The organism is Streptomyces sp. NBC_00461, assembly GCF_036013935.1.
Taxonomy (GTDB): domain Bacteria; phylum Actinomycetota; class Actinomycetes; order Streptomycetales; family Streptomycetaceae; genus Streptomyces.
On sequence record NZ_CP107902.1, the window covers coordinates 5,210,723 to 5,232,724 of the forward strand.

Consider the following 22,002-nt stretch of genomic DNA (forward strand, 5'->3'; position numbering starts at 1 on the left):
GTCAGGATGGTGACGTGAACCTCGATCATGTCTTCGTCTGCGGAAACCCGGCGCTGGACTTCGCCGCCACACTCCGAGCGCGCCGTACGGTCCGCTTCGAGATGTTCGCGACGCCGGACAGGCTGAACGCATGGTATGTGGAGTCCGGCCTCGTCGACGCGGTCTCCCCCGTTCAGGAGGCCGACGTCGAGCAGGCGACGACCGTAAGGGAAGCCGTGTACCGGCTGGTCACCGCCCGGCGGCTCGGCGAGGAGTGCGACGGGGCGGCGCTGACCGTCGTGAACAACGCGGCACGCATGCCGTCCGCGGTGCCGCAGCTCACCCCGTCGGGGCGATGGACGCAGGCGACGCCGGAGGAAGCCCTCTCCATGGTGGCGCGCCATGCCGTCGAGTTGCTGAGCGGGCCGGACGTGCCCCTGCTCAGGGAGTGCGGCAACCCCGAGTGCACCCGCACCTACATCGACCGTTCGCGGGGCACGCGCCGGCAGTGGTGCGGGATGGAGTCCTGCGGCAACAAGATCAAGGCGGCCGCCTACCGCGCCCGCAAGAAGTCCGCGCCCGCGGCGACCCGCTGACCTGCCCGTCCTATGCGACCGCCGTCGCGCGCAGGTGGTCGATGCCGGTGTCGAGCGCCGCCCTGAGGTGGGTCGAGTCGCCCGTGGACATCATGATCGCCACGCCTCCCTGGATGCCCGCCAGCAGTGCGGCGGCCGTCCGGTCCACATCGAGAGCCGGCGACACCAGGCCGTTTGCCCGCAGGGCGCGCATGCCGCGGGCGAGCTGCTCCTGCCACTGGCTCATCAGCTCCGTCACGATCGCCCGTGCGCCCGGGCGCGACCGCCCCACCTGAAGGAACAGCGACCCCAACGGGCAGTGATCGCCCTGGCGTTCATAGCGTTCCACCACCACGTCCCGCCACTGCTGCCAGGACTCCCACGAGTCCAGCCGCCCCAGGTGGGGCTGCTGGTCCTCCAGGACGCGGTCCGCCTCGAACCGGGCCACCGCCAGCAGCAGTTCGTCCTTGCCGCCCGGGAAGTAGTGGAACAGCTGGCTCTTGCTCGTGCCGGTCCGGCTGCGAATGTCGTCGAGCGTGGCGAAGGCGACCCCCTGCTCACGCAGCACCTCGGCCGCCCCTTTGACGATACGGGCCCGCGTGGCGCGGCCCTTCGCGGTCAGTGCGTCGGACATCCGGCCTCCTCGTTCTGGACTTGCTGGTCCATTTTCCGCGACGCAGAGTGGTCCGCACACCGCGAGACAGACCGGGAGAGACGTCATGAGTCAACGGCTTCAGCACAAGACGGCATTGGTCACGGGGTCGACCAGCAACATCGGGCAGGCCATCGCCGAGGCCTTCGCTGCCGAGGGGGCCCACGTCATCGTGTCCGGGCGCAGCCGGGAACGGGGAACGCAGGTCGTCGAGGGGATCCGCGCCTCGGGCGGGAAAGGGGAGCGCCGAGCGCGCCGCGCGGCTGCGGCTCAGTCCCAGTTGACGCCCGTCACCTGCCACGGCGCGGGCTGATCTGCGGGCGAGGCGGGCGCGGCAGGAGGGGCGGGCGGGGCGTCATGACAGGTGAAGCCGAGCCGGGTCAGTGCCCTGCGCACCTCGCCCACGGTGAAGTCGCGACGGTTCTGCCTGGTGATGATCTCGCCGACCTGCATGACGGGGAAGGTGCGGCGGCCGATGGTCACGGACACTCCCGTGACGGCTTCGGGCTTGATGCCCTCCATCGAGTGCTCCACCTCGAACTTGGTGAAGTCGAAGGGAAAACGGGCGATGACGCAGCGCATGTTGCCTCCACGGGGTTGAGAGGGAAACGCCGGAGCGGACCGACGCGGTGCGGGCGGTCAGTCGGTTCAGGAAAGGAGAGCGAGGACGCCCAGGGCGTAGCCGTGCTCGTCGATCACGGGGGACACGTCCAGCGTCCGTACCCGCATGGCGGCCTCCGCGTCGCCGAGCGTTGCCGCGGACGAGGTGAACGGCCCCCGGTCGTACGGGATGTCCCGCAGCCGGGTCCGGTCGTGGTACCACGAGCCACCGTGGTGGGCGGCGAGCTGGGCCCGGGTGACCAGGCCCCCGCAGCGGCCGTCCTCGTCCCGGAGCAGCAGATGGGCGACGCGGGCGCCGTCGAGAACGGACAGTGCGACGTCGACCGCCATGTGGTCGTCGACCTGCAGCCCGGGAGCGCCCATGGCGTCACCGGCGGTCAGGCGGGTGCCGTCGGTGTCGACGGCCGGAGGGGGAGACAGCGTTCGGTCGGGCGCCAATGGCTTCTCCTCAGCGAACAAGTGTGCGTCGGGGCATGCATGACGACGGGATGGCTGAACCAGCCGGCTCGGCCGACTGGTTCATCCGAACGACGACTGGCGCTACGCCTTCGAGCTCGGCGGGAACCTGCGACGGCCGCTCCGGACGGGCCGTCCGTCCCGCCCGCGACCGGCGGACCGGGGGCGCGCCGGCGGATCGGCGACCGGGACGGTGACCACCACGGGCGTCCCGGAAGGAGTCCTGGCTCCCGTGATACGGCTCAGCTCGGCCTCGCCCGATCGGGTTCGGGTGGTCCGCGCGGTTATGCCGGCGTCGACCAGCAGCCGGGCCATCTCGCGGCGCTGGTGGGGCAGGACCAGGGTGACGACGGTGCCGGACGCACCGGCGCGGGCGGTACGGCCGCCGCGGTGCAGATAGTCCTTGTGGTCACCCGGCGGGTCGAAGTTGACGACGAGGTCGAGGTCGTCGACATGGATGCCGCGGGCCGCGACGTTGGTGGCGATCAGGGCCGTGACATGGCCGTCCTTGAACTGGGCCAGGGTCCGGTTGCGCTGCGACTGGGACTTGCCGCCGTGCAGGGACGCCGCGCGCACCCCGACCGCCAGCAGCTTCTTGGCCAGCCGGTCCGCCGCGTGCTTGGTGTCGAGGAACATGATCACCCGGCCGTCGCGGGCGGCGATCTCGGTCGCGGTGGCGTGCTTGTCCTCGTCCTCGACGTGCAGCACGTGGTGGTCCATCGTGGTGACCGCGCCCGCGGCGGGGTCGACGGAGTGGACGACGGGGTCGTGCAGGTAGTTCCGCACCAGCCGGTCGACGTTACGGTCCAGGGTGGCCGAGAACAGCAGCCGCTGACCGTCGGGACGCACCAGGTCGAGCAGGGCGGTGACCTGCGGCAGGAAGCCCATGTCGGCCATCTGGTCGGCCTCGTCGAGGACGGTGACGGAGACCTGGTCCAGCTGGCAGTCGCCCCGGACGATGAGGTCCTTGAGCCGTCCCGGTGTCGCTACGACGACCTCGGCTCCGCCACGGAGCGCGCTCGCCTGGCGGCCGATCGACAGACCGCCGACCACGGTCGCCAGCCGCAGGCGCAGCGCCCGGGCATAGGGGGTGAGGGCGTCGGTGACCTGCTGGGCCAGTTCCCGGGTGGGCACGAGGACGAGTGCCAACGGCCGCCGGGGCTCGGCCCGTTGGTCCGCGATACGGGCCAGCAGGGCGAGGCCGAAGGCGAGTGTCTTGCCCGAACCGGTACGCCCGCGGCCCAGGACGTCCCGGCCGGCCAGCGAGTTGGGCAGCGTCGCTCCCTGGATGGGGAAGGGCACGGCCACGCCCTCGGTGCGCAGGGCGGCCAGCAGCGGCTCGGGCAGGTCGAGGTCGGCGAACGCCTCGACGGCCGGCAGCGCAGGGGTGACGGTGACCGGCGGCGCGAACTCCTCGCGGGGCGCGGCCGGGCGGTTGTTCTTACGACCGCTCCGCCCGGTCTCGGCCGGACGGGACCGGGCGCTTCGGCGCGCCGGTTTCTGCCGGGGCAGGTGTGAGGAGCCGTCGGTGGTGCGGCCGGTGCGGTTCATGCAGGACCTTCCTCGATGCGGCACGTATCGAGGAAGTCCCGCAGAGCGGCCGGGGGCCGTACCGGGATTCGCAAGAATGAGCCTGCCGTGGGTCGACGGGAGAAAGCAATGAATCGGGGCCCGCACCCTGGGTGCGGGCCCCGATCACATAGAACGCGACGCGTCGGCGTCAGGCAGGAACGATGTTCTCGGCCTGCGGGCCCTTCTGACCCTGCGTGACGTCGAAGGTAACCTTCTGGCCCTCCTGAAGCTCACGGAAGCCGGAGGTGGCGATGTTCGAGTAGTGGGCGAACACGTCAGCGCCGCCACCGTCCTGCTCGATGAAGCCAAAACCCTTTTCCGCGTTGAACCACTTCACGGTGCCAGATGCCATATTGAATCTCCCTTTGGGGCAGTTAACCGGAGTCCGCACCTTGCAGGCCCCGGAGTCGCCGCGATGATCGCCCCTCCGGAAAAATCCGGAAAGCTCCGGAAACAAGAAAAGGTGCTCGTCGACGCAAGTCGGTTGAGCACCCGATTTCTGATGTCTCTGGTAACCAAAACTGCAACTTTTATCACGGTATCACAGGTCGAGCCGAACGCCCCAGGATTTTTTGCGTGGCGCCTGTCGTGTCGGCCAGTCCCCGGTCGGCGGGCGGCCGTCCCCGCGGCGGCTCAGCCGAAGAGGGCCACCCGCGGCTGCACCGTGCCCGTGGCCTGCGGGCCGACGACGGTGAGGCGGTAGACCTCGGTCAGGGTCTCGCCCGCGTGCAGGACGCGCCGGGCGGCCGAGAGGTCGGTGAACAGCGTGCCGGTCTGGGTGCCGACCCGGACGGCTTCCCAGCGGCCGTCCGCCGTGCGGCGCTCCAGCGTGATGTCCGACGGCGCCAGGAACGGTCCCGCGTCCGGCGACACCACCAGGAGCTGCGGGGCGACCGTGCGGTCCGCTGCCGCGTCGTTGCGGTAGGTGACCGGGAACTCGTGCCGCTCGCCGTCGGCCGGCAGGGGCCTTGCCGCCAGGTCCACGAAGCCGGTCGGTACGGCGGATGCGTGCACCTGCGAAGACGTGGACGCTGCCGCGACCGTCGGCTGGGTGGCCGCCAGGGCGGGGCCCGTCGTGGCCGGACCGGAGAGCACCACGAGGACGGCCACGGAAGCGAGCGTGAGACAGCTGTTCTTCGAGGGCATGTTCGCCGATCCTTCGAGTTCGCTCGGATGAACTGGCCTGCCCCGCAAGGCTGTCGGCCAGGAACATCACCCAGGTTACGCAGCGAGGCCCGGACCAACGCGACGGATCACGGCTCGTCGGCACACGGTCTTCACCTGTGCAAGCGGGTAGAGCCTCTGTGCAAGCGGACAGGGCCTCGAAGAGCGCGCGGACGGCCCGGGTGCGAGACCCGGGCCGTCCACGTGGCGTCAGACGCGTCAGGCGTGTCAGCCGTGGTGGCTCGCCCTCGCGAGGGCCGGGACGAAGCGCAGGGCGTCGATGGTGCCGACGCCGGTGGCGAGGTCGTAGCCGTTCACGGCCTTGTAGCCGGTGACGCCTTCGTAGCTGTTGTCGGTGCCGTCGTTGACGTCGACGACGCCGTTGGCCTTGGCGTTGTGGGCGTAGAGGCTGTACATGGCCTTCTGGATGTTGCCCACCCGGTGGCCGGCCACCTGGTCGGCGAGCGCGACGATGCCCGCGAAGATCGGGGTGGCCTCGCTGGTGCCGCCGGTGACGCCCCAGCCGACGGCGGTCGGGTCGTAGCTTTCGTAGGTCCACGCGCCGCCGTTGACCGCGGCGGTCATCGAGATGTCCGGGGTGCCGCGGCGGGTGCCGACGACGTTCTTCACGCCGTCCTGGAAGGACGGGCGGGTGAAGACGTGGGACTGGCCGCCACCACCGGAGCCGTAGTCGTTGTAGACGCTGTCCGGCTTGAGGCGGTCGCCCTTGTCGTTCAGGTGGAGCTGGGTGCCGCCGATCGAGGTGACCAGCGGGTCCGCGGAGGGCCAGGAGTTGACGCGCTTGTCGTAGTACGTCTTGCCGTCCAGCTTGAGGTCGGTCGCGCCGCCGTCACCGGAGGCCGCGAGGACGGTGACGTGCTTGCGGTCGGCGTCCTGGAAGGCGTACCGCAGCTTCTTGATGCTGGAGAAGTCGCCCTTGTCGAAGCCGGGGAAGGTGTTCTCCGTGGCGCCGAAGCTCTGGCTGATGACGTCGCCGACGTTCTGGTCGATCAGGTGCTTCTCGGCGTCCATCATCTCCGGCAGACCGGTGGTGCCCTCGGTCTCGGAGACCGCCGTCTCCACCAGGACGATCTTGGCGGCGGGTGCCACCGCGTGCGCCAGCTCGACGTCCAGGGTCGTCTCGCCGGCCCAGCCGGTCATGTCACTGTTCTTGGGGTCGAAGGCGGGCACGTGCCCCCACTTGACCACCTTCACCTTGGTGCTGGGCAGGCCGAACTGCCTGCTGTAGACGTCGAGATCGTGCTGCACGGTCGGGGAGCCGTACGAGTCGACGATGACGATGGTGCGGCCCTTGCCCGTGACGCCCTTGCGGTAAAGGGCGTTCAGGTCGTACGCCTTGCGGTACTGGAGCGGGTTGTAGCAGTTGATGTGCCACTTGGCCTGGCACTGCTCGCTGTTCAGCGGGCTGCTCACCCCGTGCGCCAGGTTGTGCCCGGCGACGGCCGGTACCGCCAGGGTGTGCGGTACGGCGGCGGGCGCGGCGGTCCCCTGTGCGGTGACCGCGAGGGCGGCGGCGGACGTGGCAGCCGCGACGCCCAGCCCGATTCGGGCTATGTGCATGAATCCCCCTGGATTCGGAGTCTCACGAAGTGGTCTCGGTCTCACGAAGTGATCCCGAAGTGGTCTTCGCGCATCTCATCGAAGGAGTCATGCACAGTTCAAGACCGTTGAATGGACGATGCCGAACCCTTTACCTCCTGATTGGCTGTGACTTTCCCGATTGACCGTCAACTTTCCCGATTGGCGGTCAGCTCCCCCGTTTGATCCACTCGCCGCCGCCCAGCGGGTAGTCGTAACCCGGGCGGCCCGCGTCGGCGCTCGTACGGAACGGGGTGCCGTTGTTGTCGATGCGGACCGTGCCGTGGCGGGTGCCGCTGGACCAGTCCAGGGTGAGGTCCCAGCGGACGTCGTGCGCCGTGGTGTGGGCGTTGACGTAGAAGACCTCCGGGTCGGACTCGCTGACCTTGTACGGGAAGTCGCGCTGGCCGTTCTTGACGGTGACCGTGGGGCTGCCGCTGTCGAGGCCGATGTCGAACGACTTGGTGCCGACGCCGCCACCGCAGCCGACACCCATCGAGTAGTCGTTCCAGGCGAGGGGCGCGCCCTTGGTCAGGACGCGTACGTGCAACGCCTCCAGGACGACGGTGTCCTCGCCGGTGCCCTGGACCGTGAGGGCGACCCGCTGCCCGCCCGAGGACACCGCCCCGTACGCGGCGGCCCAGCGCGGAGCGTCCTGCTCGCTCGCCGGCGGGCCGACCTGCTCGGGTTCGCTGTCGACGAGGAAGTGCTGGCTGCACGGATCCTCGTATACGTAGGGACGGGTGCCGACAGTGAGCGGGACGGCGCCGCCGACGCTGTCGTCGGTGGTCCGGGCCCCGCCCCGCCCGTCGGCGCCCCCGGAACCGGCGGTCGCGGCAGGGGAGTTGGAGGCCGATGCGGACGGCTTGCGACCGCTCCCGCTCCCGCCGGGAGACGGTGTGGCGGAGGGCTTTCCGGCCTTGCCGCTCTCGCCGGTCTCGGGGGTGCCGGTGATCGGCGCCTGCGTGGTGTCCCCGGTGTCCCCGGCGCCCGTCGGGCGCAGGGCGAACACGACGGCTCCCAGCGCGGCGACCACCGCGAGGGAGGCGATCAACGCGGTACGGCGGCGGCGGAGCATGGGGGTACGACGGAGCCAAGGCGTACGAAGCGGCGGCGCGGGCTCGCCCGGCATGCCGACGACAACCGGCTCACCGCTCTCGGCCTCGTCCTTGCCTCCGTCCTCGTGCTTTTCCTCGCCCTCCGCCGCGACCTGATCCGCCCGGTACCCGCGTGCCGCGTCCGCCAGGATCCAGCGCCGGTGCAGCTCCACGAGCTCCTGCGGCGTCGCCCGGCAGACCCTGGCGAGGCGCTCCACGGGTGCGTACTCGACCGGCACCGCGGTGCCGTTGCAATAGCGGTGCACCGTCGACGTACTCATGTGCAGACGTTTGGCAAGCGCCCCGTAGCTCAGTCCCGAGCGGTCCTTGAGCTCCCGCAGCAGCTGCGCGAACGCCTCCGCCTGCCCGGCCTCCGTCGCCCCTGACACCCGTTCCCCTCATCCCCCGTATTCCAGTGGCGCGTTCCAGGACCACTGCTTTCGCCCTGGTCAGAGGGCGTTTCGGCGTTCCAGCGTCCCCAACTGCCCGCCATGTGTGGCAGTTGGGACGGATCACGTCACAAGCTTCGGTCATCCAATCACCACCGCCACCCGAACGCCGAAGGGGTACGACCACGTGTCCAGCCACCGCATCTCCCGCACCCGTCTCGCCGCCGCCGCGGCGACCACCGTTCTCGCCGCGCTCTCCCTGACCGCGTGCAACGACGGAACAGGCGCCCACGACGAGGGCAACGCGGCGACCACCTCCACGAGCCCCTCGTCCGGTGCCCCTTCGCCGAGCTCCGGTTCCGGCTCTGGTTCCGGCTCCCCTTCGTCCTCGAACTCCTCGGGTTCCTCGAATGCCTCGGGCTCCTCCGACGCCCAGCCCGGCGCCGGCTCGAAGTCCACCGCGCACACCTCCGCTCCGAAGCCGCCCGTCTCCTCCGGCAAGCCGGTCACCTGCGAGGGGTCCAACACCAAGACGGTCGCGGCCCCGTTGACCCGCCCCGTGAACCACATGCTGCTCACGGTGACCAACACCGGCAGCAGGACCTGCTTCCTCTACGGCTACCCGGCCGTCCGATTCGGCGAGGCCCAGGCCGTGCCTCCGGTCATCGAGGAGTCGCAGCCGCAGGCCGTCGTCACCCTGAAGCCGGGCGAGTCCGGGTATGCGTCCGTGAGCCTGTCCGCCACCGACGGCAGCGGCTCGAACGGCCACACCGTGAAGTCCCTGACCGTCTACTTCCACGGCCGCTCCGGCAACGAGAGCGTCGGTGCGGGAGCCCACCCGTCGCTGCCCGCGAAGGGCGCCTACGTCGACGACTCGCTCAAGGTGACGTACTGGCAGCAGTCGATGGACGACGCCGTCAACTGGTGAGGCTCGCAGAAGCACCATTGACCGGCGAACTCCCCGCGCCCGCAGCGCTCCGCTAGCATGTTCGAACTCGCGATGAACGTCACCCATCGTCCACTCTTCACCGGGAACCATGCCATTTACCGCGATGAGCACCTCCATTCCATCAACGTCCTGAAAATCGGCCACACAATTGACACCTATAGCGTCGCGGTTTTTCTCGCGAACAAAGTGCAGAACTGCGGGCTCTGAACGGGGCAGGTCACCGGCGATACGCTGGGTCGCGGCGGGTGCTGTGGCCCTTGGATTCCTTGTCGCGTTGGAGATCGTCGCGCGCCACTACGGCCTGCCGGGACCGATGACCACTCAGGTGCGGGAGCTGATATTCCCGCCCAAGTCGGGCTTTGTGCTGTATGCCGGTCTGGCGTTGATGATGGTGGTGCTCACCCGGCGGGAACGCTTCGTCGCGATCGGTGCCGCGATCGGTATCGACGCCGCCATCCTGCTGGTGCGGTGGGTGGTCGGCGCCAGGATGACCGGCGGCCATCCCTTCGGAAACGGCGCCTTGTGGGTGATCTGCGGCTGTGCGGTCATAGCCGTCACGCGCCGCACCGGTCGCGAACGTGTCCTGCTGCTGAAGGGCGTTGGGCTGAGCCTGCTGCTGATAGCCGGCCGCAAGACCGGCGACACCTGGCTCCTGATCACGTCGAAGTCCCGCCCGATGGTGCTCGACCAGTACATGGAGAACGCCGACCATGCGCTGGGCAATCCGTCGTGGCTGGTGGGCCGGGCTCTCACGGCCACCGGCCCGATCGGCGCCCATGTCCTCAACTTCGTCTACGGCCAGCTTCCGGTGGCCGCGGTCGTCGTCGCGCTGTACCAGCTGCGTCGTGTGGCGGTCGAGCGCCGCTTCCCCGGCCACCATCTGGTGCGCACCTTTCTGGTGATCGGCCTCCTCGGGCCGGCCATCTACATGATCTTTCCGGTGGTCGGGCCGATCTACGCCTACGGCGCCGGGAACGCGCACTGGGCTGCGGCCCATCTGTGGCTCCCCACGCAGCCCACCGGGCAGTGGGCGGTGGCCAACCTGTGGCCGGACGTGGTGCCGCCGATCCGTGCACCGCAGGGGATGCCGTTCGACCAGATCACCCCGCGCAACTGCATGCCCAGCCTGCACACGGCGTGGGCCACCACGATCTTCGTTCACTCCAGGAAGGGCCCGCGGTTTCTGCGCTGGGCCGGCACGGTCTGGCTGGTCGCCACGCTCGCCGCAACGCTGGGGTTCGGCTTCCACTACGGCGCGGATCTGGTCGCCGGCGTGGTCTTCGCGCTCACGATCGAGACGGCCCTGCAGGCGCTTGACCGCGGCTGGGACCGTTCGGCAATCCAGCTGGTCGCTCACGGCGCGACGGTGTTCGTGGCGATGTTGCTGTCCTATCGCTACCTGTCGATGGAGATGGCCCGCCATCCGTGGGTTTTCGGACCGCTTCTCCTAGTGGCGATGGCCTCCGTGATCCACGGCTTCGTACGGCAGACCACCCTGCGGCAGCCGACCCCCGCACCAGCACCAGCACCTGTGCCCCTGCCGGCGCCCTCGCCGTCCCCGTCGCCGTCCCCCAGCTCCTCCACCAGCGGCTGAAACCGCACCGCATAGCCTTCACTCCAACCCATTGCAATAGAAGCGGGGTGGAGTGTTGCGTTAAGTGCGCCGCCATTGCAACAATCTGACGCCAATGACCTGCATAAATGGGAATTGAACGCAACTAGAACGTTGTCGAATCTGTAAACGCAACGTAGCTTTTCCATCGTCAGAAACGACGTACCGGAGGAGCTCGCCATGCAGAAGTTCGACACCCCCGCCCCGATCGCCACTGTCCTCGACATCCCCGCGGGACGCATCCGGTTCATCGCCGCCGACCGGGCCGACACCACGGTCGAGGTCCTGCCCGCGGACGCCTCCAAGAGCCGCGACGTGAAGGCGGCGGAGCAGATCGAGGTCGCTTACGGCGAAGGCGTCCTGCGGATCGAGGCCCCGGCCGCGAAGAACCGGATCCTCGGCAACTCGGGATCCGTCGAGGTCACCGTCCAGCTGCCCGCCGGCTCCCGCATCGAGGCCAAGGCGGCCCTCGCCGAACTCCGGGGCGTCGGACGGCTCGGCGGCGTCGTCTTCGAGGGCGCGCAGGGCTCGGTCAAGCTCGACGAGACGGAGAGCGCCCGCCTCACTCTCCAAGCCGGCGACGTGACGGTCGGCCGCCTGGGCGGCCCCGCCGAGGTCAGCACCCAGAAGGGCGATCTCCACATCACCGAAGCCGTACGTGGCACGGTCACCCTGCGCACCGAGCACGGCGGGATCCAGGTCGGTGCCGCCAGCGGAGTCTCCGCCTCACTGGACGCCGGCACCGCCTACGGCCGCATCCACAACGCGCTCAGGAACACCGAGGGCGCCGCCGACCTGACCATTCACGCCACCACCGCCTACGGCGACATCACGGCCCGCAGCCTCTGAAGGAGGACTCTCATGACGTCGCTGCCGGCACACAGACCCGGGATGGCGACTCCGGCCGGCCCCGGCCCCGTCGCCTCCTTCGCGCGGTTCGTGATCTTCGGAGGCGGCGTCGGAGTCCTCTCCAGTTTCGCGATACCGCTCCTGGTCACGATCATGCCCTGGGCGGTCTCGAACGCGATCATCACCGCCGCCTCCACCGTGCTGTGCACCGAACTCCACGCCCGCTACACGTTCGGCAGGGGGCGTGGCGCCGGATGGCGGGAGCACTGGCAGTCCGCGGGCTCGGCCACCGCCGCCTACGCGGTGACCGGCGTCGCGGTGTTCGTCCTGCATCTGGTACAGGCCTCACCCGGCAGACCGACCGAGCAGATCGTCTACCTCGGCGCCTCCGGGCTTGCCGGCACCGGCCGCTTCGTCATCCTGCGCCTCTACGTCTTCGCCACCGGCCGCGCCAGGACCGCACGTCCTCCGGAACCCCAGGGGACCACGGCCCCGCCCGTCCTGCTGGCGGCATAGCGGGCGGTGCTGTCCCCGGGAGTCCGGCTGCCGGACTGTCGGACTGCTAAGCCGCCTTGGGGCGTGCCGCTCGCCTGCGCGGGGCGGGGGCCTGTGTTTCCTCGGGCAGCGCGCTCTCGTCCTCGTACTCCTCGTACTCCTCGTGCTCCCCGAAGTCGGGGGCCTGGAAGGGGCTCGTGGTCGGCGGCGGCAAGGCCGTGGCGGAGGAGCGGGGCTGCTCCTGCGGAGCGGAGAACAGCGAGGTGGGGTCGATGAGGGGTCTGCCTTTCGTTACAGGTCCCCGAAGGGGCCTGGCGTGCCGTGACCGGGCACAGCGGTTCTACAGCTTGGTCATTTTGGTGTACGGACTCAAGATCCGCATCCTGGCCGAGCCGAAATCCACGAGCACCGCGATTCCGTCCTCGATGCCGAGGACCCGGCCGAGGCCGTGCATGTCGTGGGTGACCTGGTCGCCCACCGCGAAGTGCTTGGGGGTGGGTGCGACCGGCGCCTTGAAGGGGCTGGTGGGCAGATGGCGCTTCGGTGCAGCGTGCCTTGTCATTGCCCCCAGTATGCGCCTACGTCCAACCGGGTCTTCCGCTCGCTCGTCTCACTCGTCCATGACCGGCCCACCCGAGCCCAGGTGATCAGCTCGAACCGGGACCGGACGGGTCGGACGCCTCTTTCGCGGCACGGCGGTACTCGGCGTTGATGCGCTGGGCTTCCTCGAGCTGGTCCTCAAGGATGACGATGCGGCACGCGGCCTCGACGGGGGTTCCCCTGTCGACGAGCTCGCGGGCGCGAGCGGCGATCCGCAACTGGTAGCGCGAGTAACGGCGATGTCCGCCCTCCGAGCGCAGCGGAGTGATCAGTCGAGCCTCGCCGATGGCTCGGAGGAAACCAGGGGTGGTGCCGAGCATTTCGGCGGCCCGACCCATGGTGTACGCGGGGTAGTCGTCGTCATCCAGACGACCGCTGAGCGGAGTATGTGCTGCCATGTCACCTCGTTGTGCAACGCGTCGCGTGACCGGTCCGCCGTCCTTCCCGAACCAACCACTCGGAGAACGGGTACCGCGGTCTCGCTCGACTCTATCAACGAGAAGAAGGCTTATCGTCACGGAGTGCAATATCTGCTCTGGCAAAAGTAGATATTGATGCTCGGGAATCGGGCTTACGACAGTGAGGGCCCTGCCGACGCGCGTCGGCAGGGCCCTCACCGGGTCATGGATGGCGGCTTTCCGCCTGGGGCTCTAGGCGGCCGAGTTGGAGCCGGTCCGCCGCTGTGGCCTGCGGCGGGCTGCTTCGCCGGCGGGCCGGCCCTGGCCTGCGTGGCCCCGGCGGCCTCGACGGCTCTGGGACGACGAACCCGCGCCTCGGGGACGTTCCGCGGCCGGCGCGGTGATGACGACCGGGACGCCGGAAGGGGCCTGGGCGCCTGTGATGCGGCTCAGCTCCGCCTCGCCCGAACGCACCTGGGCCACCTGGGGGGTGATGCCGGCCGTGGCCATCAGCCGGCTCATGCCGCGACGCTGATCAGGGGTCACCAGGGTGACGACGCTGCCGGATTCGCCGGCACGGGCCGTACGGCCGCCGCGGTGGAGGTAGTCCTTGTGGTCGGTGGGCGGATCCACATTGACGACCAGGTCGAGGTTGTCGACGTGGATGCCGCGCGCCGCGACGTTGGTCGCGACCAGCACCGTCACGTGCCCGCTCTTGAACTGGGCCAGGGTCCGGGTGCGCTGTGGCTGGGACTTGCCGCCGTGCAGGGCCGCGGCGCGGACACCGCTGCCCAGCAGGTGCTTGGTCAGGCGGTCCACCGCGTGCTTGGTGTCGAGGAACATGATCACCCGGCCGTCCCGGGCCGCGATCTCGGTGGTCGTCCGGTGCTTGTCCGCGTCGTGCACATGGAGGACGTGGTGCTCCATCGTGGTGACCGCGCCCGCGGACGGGTCGACGGAGTGGACCACCGGGTCCGACAGGTAGCGGCGGACCAACCGGTCGACGTTGCGGTCCAGGGTGGCCGAGAAGAGCATCCGCTGACCGTCGGGACGCACCTGGTCGAGCAGGGCGGTGACCTGGGGCATGAAGCCCATGTCGGCCATCTGGTCGGCCTCGTCGAGGACCGTGATGTCGACGTCGTCCAGCCGGCAGTCGCCCCGGTCGATGAGGTCCTTGAGCCGCCCGGGCGTCGCGACGACCACCTCGGCCCCGGCGCGCAGCGCACCGGCCTGTCTGCCGATGGACATTCCGCCGACGACCGTGGCCAGCCGCAGGCTCACGGAACCGGCGTACGGCTTGAGCGCGTCGGTGACCTGCTGTGCGAGCTCGCGGGTGGGGACGAGAACGAGGGCGAGCGGCTGCCGCGGCTCGGCACGACGCCCCGCCGTACGGGCCAGCAGGGCGAGGCCGAAGGCGAGGGTCTTGCCCGAGCCGGTGCGGCCACGGCCGAGTACGTCACGACCGGCCAGCGAGTTCGGCAGGGTCGCCGCCTGGATCGGGAACGGCGCGGTCACGCCTTCGCGGCCGAGCGTGGCCAACAGCCGCGCGGGCATGTCGAGATCGGCGAACGCCTCGGCGGGCGGCAGCGCGGGCGTGATCGTCTTCGGCAGTGCGAACTCGCCCTGCGGGGCCGGGCGGGCCTGTCGACTTCCGAAGCTCTTGGAACGGCGCGGACCACCGGAGCGGTCATATGTACGGGATGTGCGGGCACGATTCATGCGAAGCCTTCCTTGATGGCACGCACCAAGGAATTCCCGCAGCACGGAGCGGCGCAGAGAATCTCGAGACGAGCCAGAGTCGATGTGGGCCGGGTCGGACCGACGGGGAATGCGTCACCGGTCGGTCGTGCGGCGGAGTCTTCCCGTCGCTCGCCCTGAAAAGCAGCGAGCTGGGGCCCGCACCCCAGAGGTGCGGGCCCCAGCTGCGAAGTATCTGTCAGCGCTGGTGTCAGGCCGGAACGATGTTCTCGGCCGTCGGGCCCTTCTGGCCCTGCGCGATGTCGAAGGACACCTTCTGGCCTTCCTGCAGCTCGCGGAAGCCGGAGGCGGCGATGTTCGAGTAGTGGGCGAAGACGTCGGGGCCGCCGCCGTCCTGCTCGATGAAGCCGAAGCCCTTTTCGGCGTTGAACCACTTCACGGTGCCAGTAGCCATGTCATTTCTCCTTCGGAGGCGGAGTCAGGAATTCACCCTGTGTGAATTCCGTGTCGCCGTGATGATTAACCCGTCGGAAATGAACCTTCTGGCAACCACACCTGCAACTGACATCGACAGTAGCACGGTGCGATCGGCCCTGCACGGTCGATAATTCCGCCCTGGTGAACGGTCGGGGAATACTCGTGGTGCCCCGCACCTAATTCTCATTCAGCGAGCGCAGATATTGCTCTCCGTGGGCGGGACCTTCGCTGTCGTGCGCGTCCACCCACAGCCCTGTGGCCTCCTCCGACGGGGGCTGTGCCGCCGCCACCGTCTTCAGTGGGCGGCACGACGGTGAACCCCCCGAGGCGCCCCTCCCGCGACGAAGGTCACATCTCCCGCGAGGAGGTCATCGTGATCGGCACGGCGTCGCCGCACGGATCCGGGAACGCGACAGACGGGCGGATCGGCCCCGAATGCTTCCCTTGCACAGTGCGACGGCGGGTACTCGTCGGCCGGAGGCTCTCCTGGGAGCCCGGTCCTCGACCCTGAAGGTGCATGCGATGGCTCGTACATCACGACACGGCGCGCGCGGCCCGGCTGCCGGATCGGAGACGACGGTCGACGCGGTCGCTCTGGAGGCCGCGCTTCGCGACGCGGTCGATGGCGAGGTCCGTTTCGACGCGGGCAGCAGGGGAGCGTATGCCACGGACGGGTCCAACTACCGTCAGGTGCCCATCGGCGTGGTCGTCCCGCGCGGTGTGGACGCCGCCGTGCGGGCGGTGGAGGTGTGCGCGCGGTTCAGGGCTCCCGTGCTGTCCAGGGGAGGCGGCACCAGTCTGGCGGGGCAGACGACCAACACGGCGGTGGTCATCGACTGGACCAAGTACTGCCACGCCCTGCTGTCGGTGGACGCCGACGCGCGCACCTGTGTGGTGGAGCCGGGGATCGTCCTGGACGAGCTCAACCGGCAACTGTCCGATCACCGCCTGCAGTTCGGGCCCAAGCCGTCCACGCACAGCCACTGCTCGCTCGGCGGCATGATCGGCAACAACTCGTGCGGGGCATCGGCCCAGGCGTACGGCAAGACCGTGGACAACGTGCGCCGCCTGGAGATCCTCACCTACGACGGCACCAGGAAATGCTGCCCGGCCACCGCCACCGCGAGGACCGGGATCAGGCGCCCCAGCCGTAGGCGTCGTGTGTCGTGAGTTCGCTCCAGAACGACGGCTCGACCGGCCCTGATACTCCTGCGGCTTCGAGCATCGGCCTGATCTCGGCCCCCTGCTCCTGGAAGAACGACTCGAAGCTCTGCCGGTCGGGCCACTCGTCGAGCACCATCAGGCTGCCGCCGTCGTCGGAGCCGTAGAAGCGGTGCGCGATGAGGCCGTGACGCCTCGCCGCTTCGAGGACGGCCTGCATCTTCTCCGCGTTGGCCGAGGCGAACTGCTCCACCCCCTTGGGGTCGCCGGCGACCTTGAACGTCATGATCACAGACATAACGGCTCCGCTTCACTCGGACGCTGGTGCTGGTGCTGGTGCTGGTGCTGGTGCTGGTGCTGGTGCTGAGATATTCACAGCAAATGGTCTACAAGTGCGTTAAACACACCGAAACCATACGAAATCCCAGCACCGACGCACCGACGCACCATGCGCCCGCGAGTGCTCAGCCGCCTTCGTGGATCCGGCGCAGGAAGGCCCGTGTGCGTTCGTGGGCGGGGTCGGTCATGACCTGCTCAGGGGGGCCTTCCTCCAGGACGGCGCCCTGGTCGAACATGACCAGCCGGTCCGCGGCCGAGCGCGCGAAACCCATCTCGTGCGTGACGACGATCATCGTCATGCCGTCGTCGACGAGTTCCTTCATCACGGCGATGACCTCGCCGACCATCTCGGGGTCGAGGGCGCTCGTCGGTTCGTCGAAGAGCATCAGCTCCGGCTTCATGGCGAGGGCGCGGGCGATGGCGACGCGCTGCTGCTGGCCGCCGGACAGTGCCGACGGCCGCGACGACGCCTTGTGTTCGAGGCCCACCCTCGCCAGGAGCGCCCGCGCCTGCTCCCTGGCCTCGGCTTTCGGCATGCCGAGGACCTTCGTCGGCGCGACGGCCACGTTGTCGAGCGCGGTCAGATGGGGGAAGAGGTTGAAGCGCTGGAAGACGAAACCGATGTTGCGGCGGCGTTCGGCCACCACCTTCGGCCGCTCCTCCACCGGCTGCTGGGAGGCGGACGGCCGCGGCCGGTAGCCGACCGGGCGGCCGTGGATGAGGATCTCGCCCTCGTCGATGCGTTCCAGGTGGTTGAGACATCGCAGGAACGTGGTCTTGCCGGATCCGGACGGCCCCACCATGACCACGACCTCGCGGGCCCGGACGTCCATGGAGATGCCGTTCAGCACCCGGACGTCGCCGAAGCGCTTGACCACCCCGCGTGCCGACATCACCGCCGACGCGTCGGCCGGCCCGGCGGGCGCACCGGCCCCGTGCCCCTCGGGTGCCCCGGCCTGCCTCGTGATCGGTTCCATGTCAGTGGGCCTCCTTGCCGACGAGCGTGGCGTTTTCGCGGCCGGCGGTGCGGCCCGGGCCGCCTCCGGTGAACCGCTCCCGCAGCGAGGGCGCGGCGATCACCTGTCCCGGATCCGCGAGTTTGCGCTCGATGAACCGCTGGACGAACGACCACACCGTCGTCAGCGCGAGGTAGTAGCAGGCGGCGACGAGGAAGATCTCGAAGGTCTTGAAGGTCGCCGAGTTGATCGACTGCACGGTCAGGAACATCTCCTGCAGCCCGATGACCGACAGGAGGGAGGTCGACTTCATCATCAGGTTGAACTCGTTGCCCAGGGGCGGAACGATGATCCGGATCGCCTGCGGCAGCAGCACGACCCGCATGGTCATCCCCGGGGTCATGCCCAGCGCCTGCGCCGCCTCCGCCTGCCCGGGATCGATGGCGTCGAGGGCCGCGCGGAAGATCTCCGCCATGTAGGCGCCCTCGTTCACGGCGAGCGTCAGAATGGCCGCCTGTACGACACCGAGGAGGACGAGCCCGCCCAACTGGACGTCTCCGAAGCGGTAGATGCCCGCTGCCGCGAGGCCGTTGTAGACGAGGACGAGCTGGACGAGCAGGGGCGTACCGCGCACCAGCCAGACATAGGTGCGGCCGCCCCAGCGCAGCGGGGCGAAGCGGCTGCGCTGGGCCAGGGCGATGGCGAACCCGAGGAGTACACCGAGCAGTTGGGCGAGGACCGAGATGTAGACGGTGCGCCAGAGTCCGTCGAGGAACGGCCCGGAGGGCGAGGACAGGTAGTGCCAGAAGAACGGCCAGTCGAAGCCGCCCTGCTGCCCCGTGTCAGCGAGCACGGTTGCGTGGGTCACGTGGTCTTCTCTCTGCGCGCGTGCCGCGGGGTCAGCCGGCGATGTCGTCGCCGGTCAGGTTCCACTTCTTGAGGATCGAGTCGTACGAGCCGCTCTTGCTCACCGCGGCCAGCGCCTTGGCGAGCGCGTCGTGCAGGGACGCGTCGTCCTTGCGGGTCGCGGCTCCCACCTTGATGCGGTTGAAGGGTTCGCCGGCCAGGCTGAAGTCGTCCGGCTGCTGCTTCAGTACGTACGCGGCGGTCTCCAGCGTCGTGCCGTAGGCGTCCACCAGTCCGAGGCGCAGTTGCTGGAGGGCGTCGCTGTCCTTGGTGAACTGCCGGATGTCGATCTTGGCCTTCCCGGCCGCCGTGCACTTCGCGGACTGGTCGGTGAGGTACTGGACGACGGTGGTGCCCGTCTGCCCGGCCGCCTTCTTGCCGCACAGGTCGTCCGCGCTCTTGATGGTCCCGGCGTTCTTCTTGGCCACGACGAGCGTGTTGGAGGCGTACATGTACGGGACGAAGTCGACGGCCTTCTCCCGCTCCGGCTTGATGTAGAGCTGGCTGATGATCGCGTCGCACTGCTTGGCCTGCAGCGCCGGGATGATTCCGTTGAAGCTGGTGTTGGCCCAGTTGGCCTTGACTCCGAGCTCGGCGGCCAGCGCGTTCCCGAGTTCGACCTCGGCTCCGACCGGCTTCTGGGCGACGTCGTAGTACGTCAGCGGCGGCGCGCTGATGTCCGAGCAGTAGGTGATCTGACCGCTCTTGACGAGCGCGCCCGCGGGCAGCCTGACCGACGCCTTCGCCGGGGCGGCTGCGTCGGTGCCGCCGGAGTTCCCGGAGCATCCGGTGAGGGCCATGGCGGCCGCGGCGGTGGCACCCGTCAGCACGGACACCGAACGACGGGAGAAGCAGAGCGACCTGGCCATTTTCAGAACTCCCTTGAGAGTTCGCGCTGTTGCGCGACGATGTAAGTCAATGTCATAGTCGATAACGTTGACTATGAGGGGAAGCTAGGCCCGCCGCTCTTGGACTGTCAAGAAGTCCCATGTAACGCGGCGGTTAAAGAGGCCGCACCACAGGCGGCCGCCGGCGCACTCGGGAAAGGGAACGATGTCCGCATTCACCGAACGTCCGCTCGCCGCCAGGGGCGGGGACTGGGCTGTCGCCACACCCCACGCCGGGGCCAGCGACGTGGCGGCCGAGGTCCTGCGCGGGGGCGGCAACGCGGTCGACGCGGCGCTCGCCGCCGCCGCCATGCTGACGGTGGTCTACCCCAACCAGTGCTCTGTCGGCGGCGACCTGCTGGCCCTGGTGGGCACCCGGGACGGCGAGGTCAGCTTCGTCAACGCCAGCGGCCGGTCCCCTCGCGCGCTCGACGTGGCGTCGTTGACGGCGGCGTACGACACGATGCCGGTCCTCGGCGCCCTGCCGGTGACGGTTCCCGGCGCGGTCGCCGGATGGGCCGCCCTCGCCGAGAAGTGGGGCACGCGTCCGCTCGCCGCGGCGCTCGCACCCGCCGAGGCCGCCGCCCGTGAGGGGGTGGCCGTGGCCCCGGGACTGGCCCACGACCTCGCCCGGGAGAGCGGCAACCTGGCGCGGGACCCCGGCATGCGGGGGGTGTTCTTCGCCGACGGCGAGGTCCTCGCGGCCGGAAAGACGCTGCGCCAGCCCCACCTCGCCCGCTCCCTCGCCCTGATCGGCTCCGACGGCCCCGCCGCGATGTACGGCGGAGAGGTGGGCGCGAGACTGGTGAAGCTGCTCGCCGCGGGGGGCTCCGCGATGACGGAGGAGGATTTCGCCGCACACACCGTGGAGCTGTCGCAGGCGCTCGCCGCGGAGTACGACGGTGTCGAGTATCTGTCGGCCGGTGCGAACTCGCAGGGCCTCTACTTCCTCCAGGGCCTCAGGGCGCTCGACGTGGCCCGCAGCGTCCGCGGGCCGCTCGACCCGCTGGGCCGCGACGCCGGCGTGGTCGCCTCCGTACTCGCGTGGACCGCGGGCGACCGCGACCGCCACTGCGCCGACCCGGACTGGAGCAGCGCCCCCGTCGACCACCTGCTGTCCGACACGTACGCGCGGCGCGTCGCCGAGCACGCCCTGTCGGGCACGGCGGTCGACCTGCTCGCCCAGCGCAAGGCATCCGGTGACACCGTCGCGGTGGTGGTGGCCGACGCGGACGGCACCTGGGTCTCCCTGATCCAGAGCGTCTTCCACAGCTTCGGCGCCGCCGTGCTCGACCCCGGCACCGGGATCGTCCTGCACAACCGGGGCGCCTCGTTCTCCCTCGACCCCGCCTCGCCCAACGTGCTGGCCGGCGGGAAGCGGCCACTGCACACGCTCATGCCGGTTCTGGTCCGCGAAGGGGGCGAACTCGTCGGCGCGCACGGCGCCATGGGGGGACGTGCCCAACCCCAGGTGCACACCCACATGGCCCTGCAGCTCGCCGCCGGTTCCCCTCCCGAACACGCCGTGTCGGTGCCACGCTGGGTCCTGGGAGCCATGGAGGCAGGGGTGACGGCCGGCGCGGGCGTCGTCAGCACCGAGCGGGACGTCCCCCCGGCCGGCGTCCAGGCGATCGAGGAGGCGGGCTTCACCGTCCGCTCGCTCGGCGCGAACGACGACGGGGTGGGCCACGGGCAGTTGGTCCGGCGGGTCCCCGGGGACGGCCGGCCCCACCTGGCGGCGGCGGCCGATCCGCGTGCGGACGGTTCGGCGGTCGCGGGCTGATACCGGCTGACGAGGCGGCCGGATGCGCGATCATGGGAGCGACCGACGTGAGGAAGGAAGCATGACCGACAGCGGTACGAGGACGACCAAGAGGGCGGGCCGGAGCCGGCTGCCGCGAGGCACCCTGAGCCAGGAGCTGATCGTCCAGGCGGCGTTCCGGGTCGCGGACTCCTCCGGCATGGAGAAGCTGACGTTCCAGGCCCTCGGTCGTGAGCTGTCCGCCCATCCGACGGCGATCTACCGGCACTTCCGCAACAAGGACGAACTGCTCCTTGCCCTCATCGACGCCCTGCACGAGGAGGCACTGGCCAGCATCCCGCCGCCCACGGACGACTGGGCCCACGACCTCATGCAGATCGCGGTCCACACCCATGAGGCGTTTCTGCGCCATCCCCGGGTGGGGGCCCTGGCCGCCGCGCGCACCGCCCGGCGGGAGAACGAGTTCCGGTCCGTGGAGCGCAAACTGGACTGCATGCGCCGGGCCGGTCTCGACGACGCCGAAGCCGCCCGCTACTACCGGGTCTTCGCCGATCTGGTGCTGGCCTACAGCGCCATGGACGCGAGCCTGGCCGCGCTGTCCCCGGAGCTGAGGGACGCCGACCTGGGCGCCTGGCAGACGGACTACCTCACGCTGCCGGCCGACAAATACCCCAACATCGCGCGGTTCGCACCACGGTTCGTGGGTCTGGACGACCCGCAGAACTTCGTGGCGGCCGTCCAGGCGGTCATCGACACGGTCCGGGCGAAGACGCAGGACGCGACCCGCCGCAGCTGAGCCACAAAGACCC

Annotated in this window: 24 protein-coding genes and 2 pseudogenes; 9 read left to right on the top strand and 17 right to left on the bottom strand. The window is 69.7% G+C overall.

Going from position 1 to position 22,002, the window contains the following annotated elements:
- Positions 1-14: 14 nt before the first annotated feature.
- Complete coding sequence (locus OG870_RS24385) at positions 15-575, top strand: CGNR zinc finger domain-containing protein (protein ID WP_266518265.1); 561 nt, start codon at positions 15-17, stop codon at positions 573-575.
- Between the two features lie 10 nt (positions 576-585).
- Here the strand turns inward: OG870_RS24385 and OG870_RS24390 are convergent, their stop codons facing one another.
- Entirely contained in the window at positions 586-1,188 is a 603-nt protein-coding gene (locus OG870_RS24390; RefSeq protein ID WP_266839255.1) for a TetR/AcrR family transcriptional regulator, read from the bottom strand.
- Between the two features lie 85 nt (positions 1,189-1,273).
- Between OG870_RS24390 and OG870_RS24395 the strand changes: the two are divergent.
- Positions 1,274-1,450, top strand: a pseudogene (locus OG870_RS24395) (SDR family NAD(P)-dependent oxidoreductase); the annotation flags it as partial.
- Positions 1,451-1,476: 26 nt separating this feature from the next.
- Here the strand turns inward: OG870_RS24395 and OG870_RS24400 are convergent.
- The 7 genes from OG870_RS24400 to OG870_RS24430 form a co-directional block, all read right to left on the bottom strand.
- Complete coding sequence (locus tag OG870_RS24400) at positions 1,477-1,788, bottom strand: SCO5918 family protein (RefSeq protein WP_266518270.1); 312 nt, start codon at positions 1,786-1,788, stop codon at positions 1,477-1,479.
- A gap of 66 nt (positions 1,789-1,854) precedes the next feature.
- Positions 1,855-2,190: a hypothetical protein gene (locus OG870_RS24405; protein ID WP_266520475.1), complete on the bottom strand. Its 336-nt coding sequence runs from the start codon at positions 2,188-2,190 to the stop codon at positions 1,855-1,857.
- Between the two features lie 177 nt (positions 2,191-2,367).
- On the bottom strand, positions 2,368-3,834 hold the full coding sequence (locus tag OG870_RS24410) for a DEAD/DEAH box helicase (protein WP_266839252.1): 1,467 nt from the start codon (positions 3,832-3,834) through the stop codon (positions 2,368-2,370).
- A 169-nt stretch (positions 3,835-4,003) separates the two neighbouring features.
- A complete protein-coding gene (locus tag OG870_RS24415) occupies positions 4,004-4,207 on the bottom strand; it encodes a cold-shock protein (protein ID WP_007383480.1) in 204 nt (67 codons plus the stop codon).
- Positions 4,208-4,488: 281 nt separating this feature from the next.
- Positions 4,489-5,001: a hypothetical protein gene (locus OG870_RS24420; protein ID WP_266839250.1), complete on the bottom strand. Its 513-nt coding sequence runs from the start codon at positions 4,999-5,001 to the stop codon at positions 4,489-4,491.
- 246 nt (positions 5,002-5,247) lie between these two features.
- The gene (locus OG870_RS24425) at positions 5,248-6,600 is read right to left on the bottom strand and encodes a S53 family peptidase (RefSeq protein WP_266839248.1); all 1,353 of its coding nucleotides are present in this window, start codon (positions 6,598-6,600) and stop codon (positions 5,248-5,250) included.
- 187 nt (positions 6,601-6,787) lie between these two features.
- Positions 6,788-8,104, bottom strand: a complete 1,317-nt coding sequence (locus tag OG870_RS24430) for a helix-turn-helix domain-containing protein (protein ID WP_266582920.1) — start codon at positions 8,102-8,104, stop codon at positions 6,788-6,790.
- A 187-nt stretch (positions 8,105-8,291) separates the two neighbouring features.
- On the opposite strand from OG870_RS24430, the gene OG870_RS24435 reads away from it, so the two are divergent.
- The 4 genes from OG870_RS24435 to OG870_RS24450 all read left to right on the top strand — a co-directional run bounded on the left by OG870_RS24435 (position 8,292) and on the right by OG870_RS24450 (position 12,030).
- Positions 8,292-9,032, top strand: a complete 741-nt coding sequence (locus OG870_RS24435) for a DUF4232 domain-containing protein (RefSeq protein WP_266518290.1) — start codon at positions 8,292-8,294, stop codon at positions 9,030-9,032.
- A gap of 247 nt (positions 9,033-9,279) precedes the next feature.
- Complete coding sequence (locus OG870_RS24440) at positions 9,280-10,647, top strand: phosphatase PAP2 family protein (protein ID WP_327692331.1); 1,368 nt, start codon at positions 9,280-9,282, stop codon at positions 10,645-10,647.
- Positions 10,648-10,845: 198 nt separating this feature from the next.
- The gene (locus tag OG870_RS24445) at positions 10,846-11,514 is read left to right on the top strand and encodes a DUF4097 family beta strand repeat-containing protein (protein WP_327691433.1); all 669 of its coding nucleotides are present in this window, start codon (positions 10,846-10,848) and stop codon (positions 11,512-11,514) included.
- A gap of 12 nt (positions 11,515-11,526) precedes the next feature.
- Entirely contained in the window at positions 11,527-12,030 is a 504-nt protein-coding gene (locus tag OG870_RS24450) for a GtrA family protein (protein WP_266582918.1), read from the top strand.
- A gap of 46 nt (positions 12,031-12,076) precedes the next feature.
- Here OG870_RS24450 and OG870_RS24455 read toward each other — a convergent pair whose 3' ends face one another.
- The 5 genes from OG870_RS24455 to OG870_RS24475 all read right to left on the bottom strand — a co-directional run bounded on the left by OG870_RS24455 (position 12,077) and on the right by OG870_RS24475 (position 15,159).
- On the bottom strand, positions 12,077-12,223 hold the full coding sequence (locus OG870_RS24455) for a hypothetical protein (protein WP_266582916.1): 147 nt from the start codon (positions 12,221-12,223) through the stop codon (positions 12,077-12,079).
- A 126-nt stretch (positions 12,224-12,349) separates the two neighbouring features.
- Positions 12,350-12,571, bottom strand: a complete 222-nt coding sequence (locus OG870_RS24460) for a CarD family transcriptional regulator (RefSeq protein WP_266518301.1) — start codon at positions 12,569-12,571, stop codon at positions 12,350-12,352.
- Positions 12,572-12,656: 85 nt separating this feature from the next.
- Complete coding sequence (locus OG870_RS24465; RefSeq protein ID WP_266518309.1) at positions 12,657-13,007, bottom strand: helix-turn-helix domain-containing protein; 351 nt, start codon at positions 13,005-13,007, stop codon at positions 12,657-12,659.
- A 252-nt stretch (positions 13,008-13,259) separates the two neighbouring features.
- Positions 13,260-14,726: a DEAD/DEAH box helicase gene (locus OG870_RS24470; RefSeq protein WP_327691434.1), complete on the bottom strand. Its 1,467-nt coding sequence runs from the start codon at positions 14,724-14,726 to the stop codon at positions 13,260-13,262.
- 229 nt (positions 14,727-14,955) lie between these two features.
- Positions 14,956-15,159 carry a cold-shock protein gene (locus tag OG870_RS24475; protein ID WP_266518316.1) on the bottom strand — a complete coding sequence of 68 codons (204 nt, stop codon included), beginning with the start codon at positions 15,157-15,159 and terminating at the stop codon, positions 14,956-14,958.
- A gap of 545 nt (positions 15,160-15,704) precedes the next feature.
- Here OG870_RS24475 and OG870_RS24480 point away from each other — a divergent pair.
- Positions 15,705-16,307: pseudogene (locus OG870_RS24480) on the top strand (FAD-binding oxidoreductase); the annotation flags it as partial.
- Between the two features lie 10 nt (positions 16,308-16,317).
- Here OG870_RS24480 and OG870_RS24485 read toward each other — a convergent pair.
- The 4 genes from OG870_RS24485 to OG870_RS24500 form a co-directional block, all read right to left on the bottom strand.
- Entirely contained in the window at positions 16,318-16,641 is a 324-nt protein-coding gene (locus OG870_RS24485) for a hypothetical protein (protein ID WP_266582912.1), read from the bottom strand.
- Between the two features lie 166 nt (positions 16,642-16,807).
- Positions 16,808-17,575, bottom strand: coding sequence for an amino acid ABC transporter ATP-binding protein (locus OG870_RS24490; protein WP_323178439.1), 768 nt, complete (start codon positions 17,573-17,575; stop codon positions 16,808-16,810).
- A gap of 85 nt (positions 17,576-17,660) precedes the next feature.
- Positions 17,661-18,506, bottom strand: coding sequence for an amino acid ABC transporter permease (locus OG870_RS24495; RefSeq protein WP_266518328.1), 846 nt, complete (start codon positions 18,504-18,506; stop codon positions 17,661-17,663).
- 31 nt (positions 18,507-18,537) lie between these two features.
- On the bottom strand, positions 18,538-19,413 hold the full coding sequence (locus tag OG870_RS24500; protein WP_266839241.1) for an ABC transporter substrate-binding protein: 876 nt from the start codon (positions 19,411-19,413) through the stop codon (positions 18,538-18,540).
- 184 nt (positions 19,414-19,597) lie between these two features.
- On the opposite strand from OG870_RS24500, the gene OG870_RS24505 reads away from it, so the two are divergent.
- On the top strand, positions 19,598-21,214 hold the full coding sequence (locus OG870_RS24505; protein WP_266839238.1) for a gamma-glutamyltransferase family protein: 1,617 nt from the start codon (positions 19,598-19,600) through the stop codon (positions 21,212-21,214).
- Between the two features lie 61 nt (positions 21,215-21,275).
- Positions 21,276-21,989, top strand: a complete 714-nt coding sequence (locus OG870_RS24510) for a TetR/AcrR family transcriptional regulator (protein WP_266582906.1) — start codon at positions 21,276-21,278, stop codon at positions 21,987-21,989.
- Positions 21,990-22,002 lie beyond the last annotated feature (13 nt).

Bases quoted from the DNA above. Each gene is read 5' to 3' on its own strand.
- OG870_RS24490 (WP_323178439.1), bottom strand. From the start codon at position 17,575: ATGTCGGCACGCGGGGTGGTCAAGCGCTTCGGCGACGTCCGGGTGCTG.
- OG870_RS24470 (WP_327691434.1), bottom strand. From the start codon at position 14,726: ATGAATCGTGCCCGCACATCCCGTACATATGACCGCTCCGGTGGTCCG.
- OG870_RS24510 (WP_266582906.1), top strand. From the start codon at position 21,276: ATGACCGACAGCGGTACGAGGACGACCAAGAGGGCGGGCCGGAGCCGG.
- OG870_RS24400 (WP_266518270.1), bottom strand. From the start codon at position 1,788: ATGCGCTGCGTCATCGCCCGTTTTCCCTTCGACTTCACCAAGTTCGAG.
- OG870_RS24390 (WP_266839255.1), bottom strand. From the start codon at position 1,188: ATGTCCGACGCACTGACCGCGAAGGGCCGCGCCACGCGGGCCCGTATC.
- OG870_RS24465 (WP_266518309.1), bottom strand. From the start codon at position 13,007: ATGGCAGCACATACTCCGCTCAGCGGTCGTCTGGATGACGACGACTAC.
- OG870_RS24485 (WP_266582912.1), bottom strand. From the start codon at position 16,641: ATGTCTGTGATCATGACGTTCAAGGTCGCCGGCGACCCCAAGGGGGTG.
- OG870_RS24420 (WP_266839250.1), bottom strand. From the start codon at position 5,001: ATGCCCTCGAAGAACAGCTGTCTCACGCTCGCTTCCGTGGCCGTCCTC.
- OG870_RS24425 (WP_266839248.1), bottom strand. From the start codon at position 6,600: ATGCACATAGCCCGAATCGGGCTGGGCGTCGCGGCTGCCACGTCCGCC.
- OG870_RS24405 (WP_266520475.1), bottom strand. From the start codon at position 2,190: ATGGGCGCTCCCGGGCTGCAGGTCGACGACCACATGGCGGTCGACGTC.
- OG870_RS24445 (WP_327691433.1), top strand. From the start codon at position 10,846: ATGCAGAAGTTCGACACCCCCGCCCCGATCGCCACTGTCCTCGACATC.
- OG870_RS24410 (WP_266839252.1), bottom strand. From the start codon at position 3,834: ATGAACCGCACCGGCCGCACCACCGACGGCTCCTCACACCTGCCCCGG.
- OG870_RS24475 (WP_266518316.1), bottom strand. From the start codon at position 15,159: ATGGCTACTGGCACCGTGAAGTGGTTCAACGCCGAAAAGGGCTTCGGC.
- OG870_RS24415 (WP_007383480.1), bottom strand. From the start codon at position 4,207: ATGGCATCTGGCACCGTGAAGTGGTTCAACGCGGAAAAGGGTTTTGGC.
- OG870_RS24460 (WP_266518301.1), bottom strand. From the start codon at position 12,571: ATGACAAGGCACGCTGCACCGAAGCGCCATCTGCCCACCAGCCCCTTC.
- OG870_RS24450 (WP_266582918.1), top strand. From the start codon at position 11,527: ATGACGTCGCTGCCGGCACACAGACCCGGGATGGCGACTCCGGCCGGC.
- OG870_RS24500 (WP_266839241.1), bottom strand. From the start codon at position 19,413: ATGGCCAGGTCGCTCTGCTTCTCCCGTCGTTCGGTGTCCGTGCTGACG.
- OG870_RS24505 (WP_266839238.1), top strand. From the start codon at position 19,598: ATGTCCGCATTCACCGAACGTCCGCTCGCCGCCAGGGGCGGGGACTGG.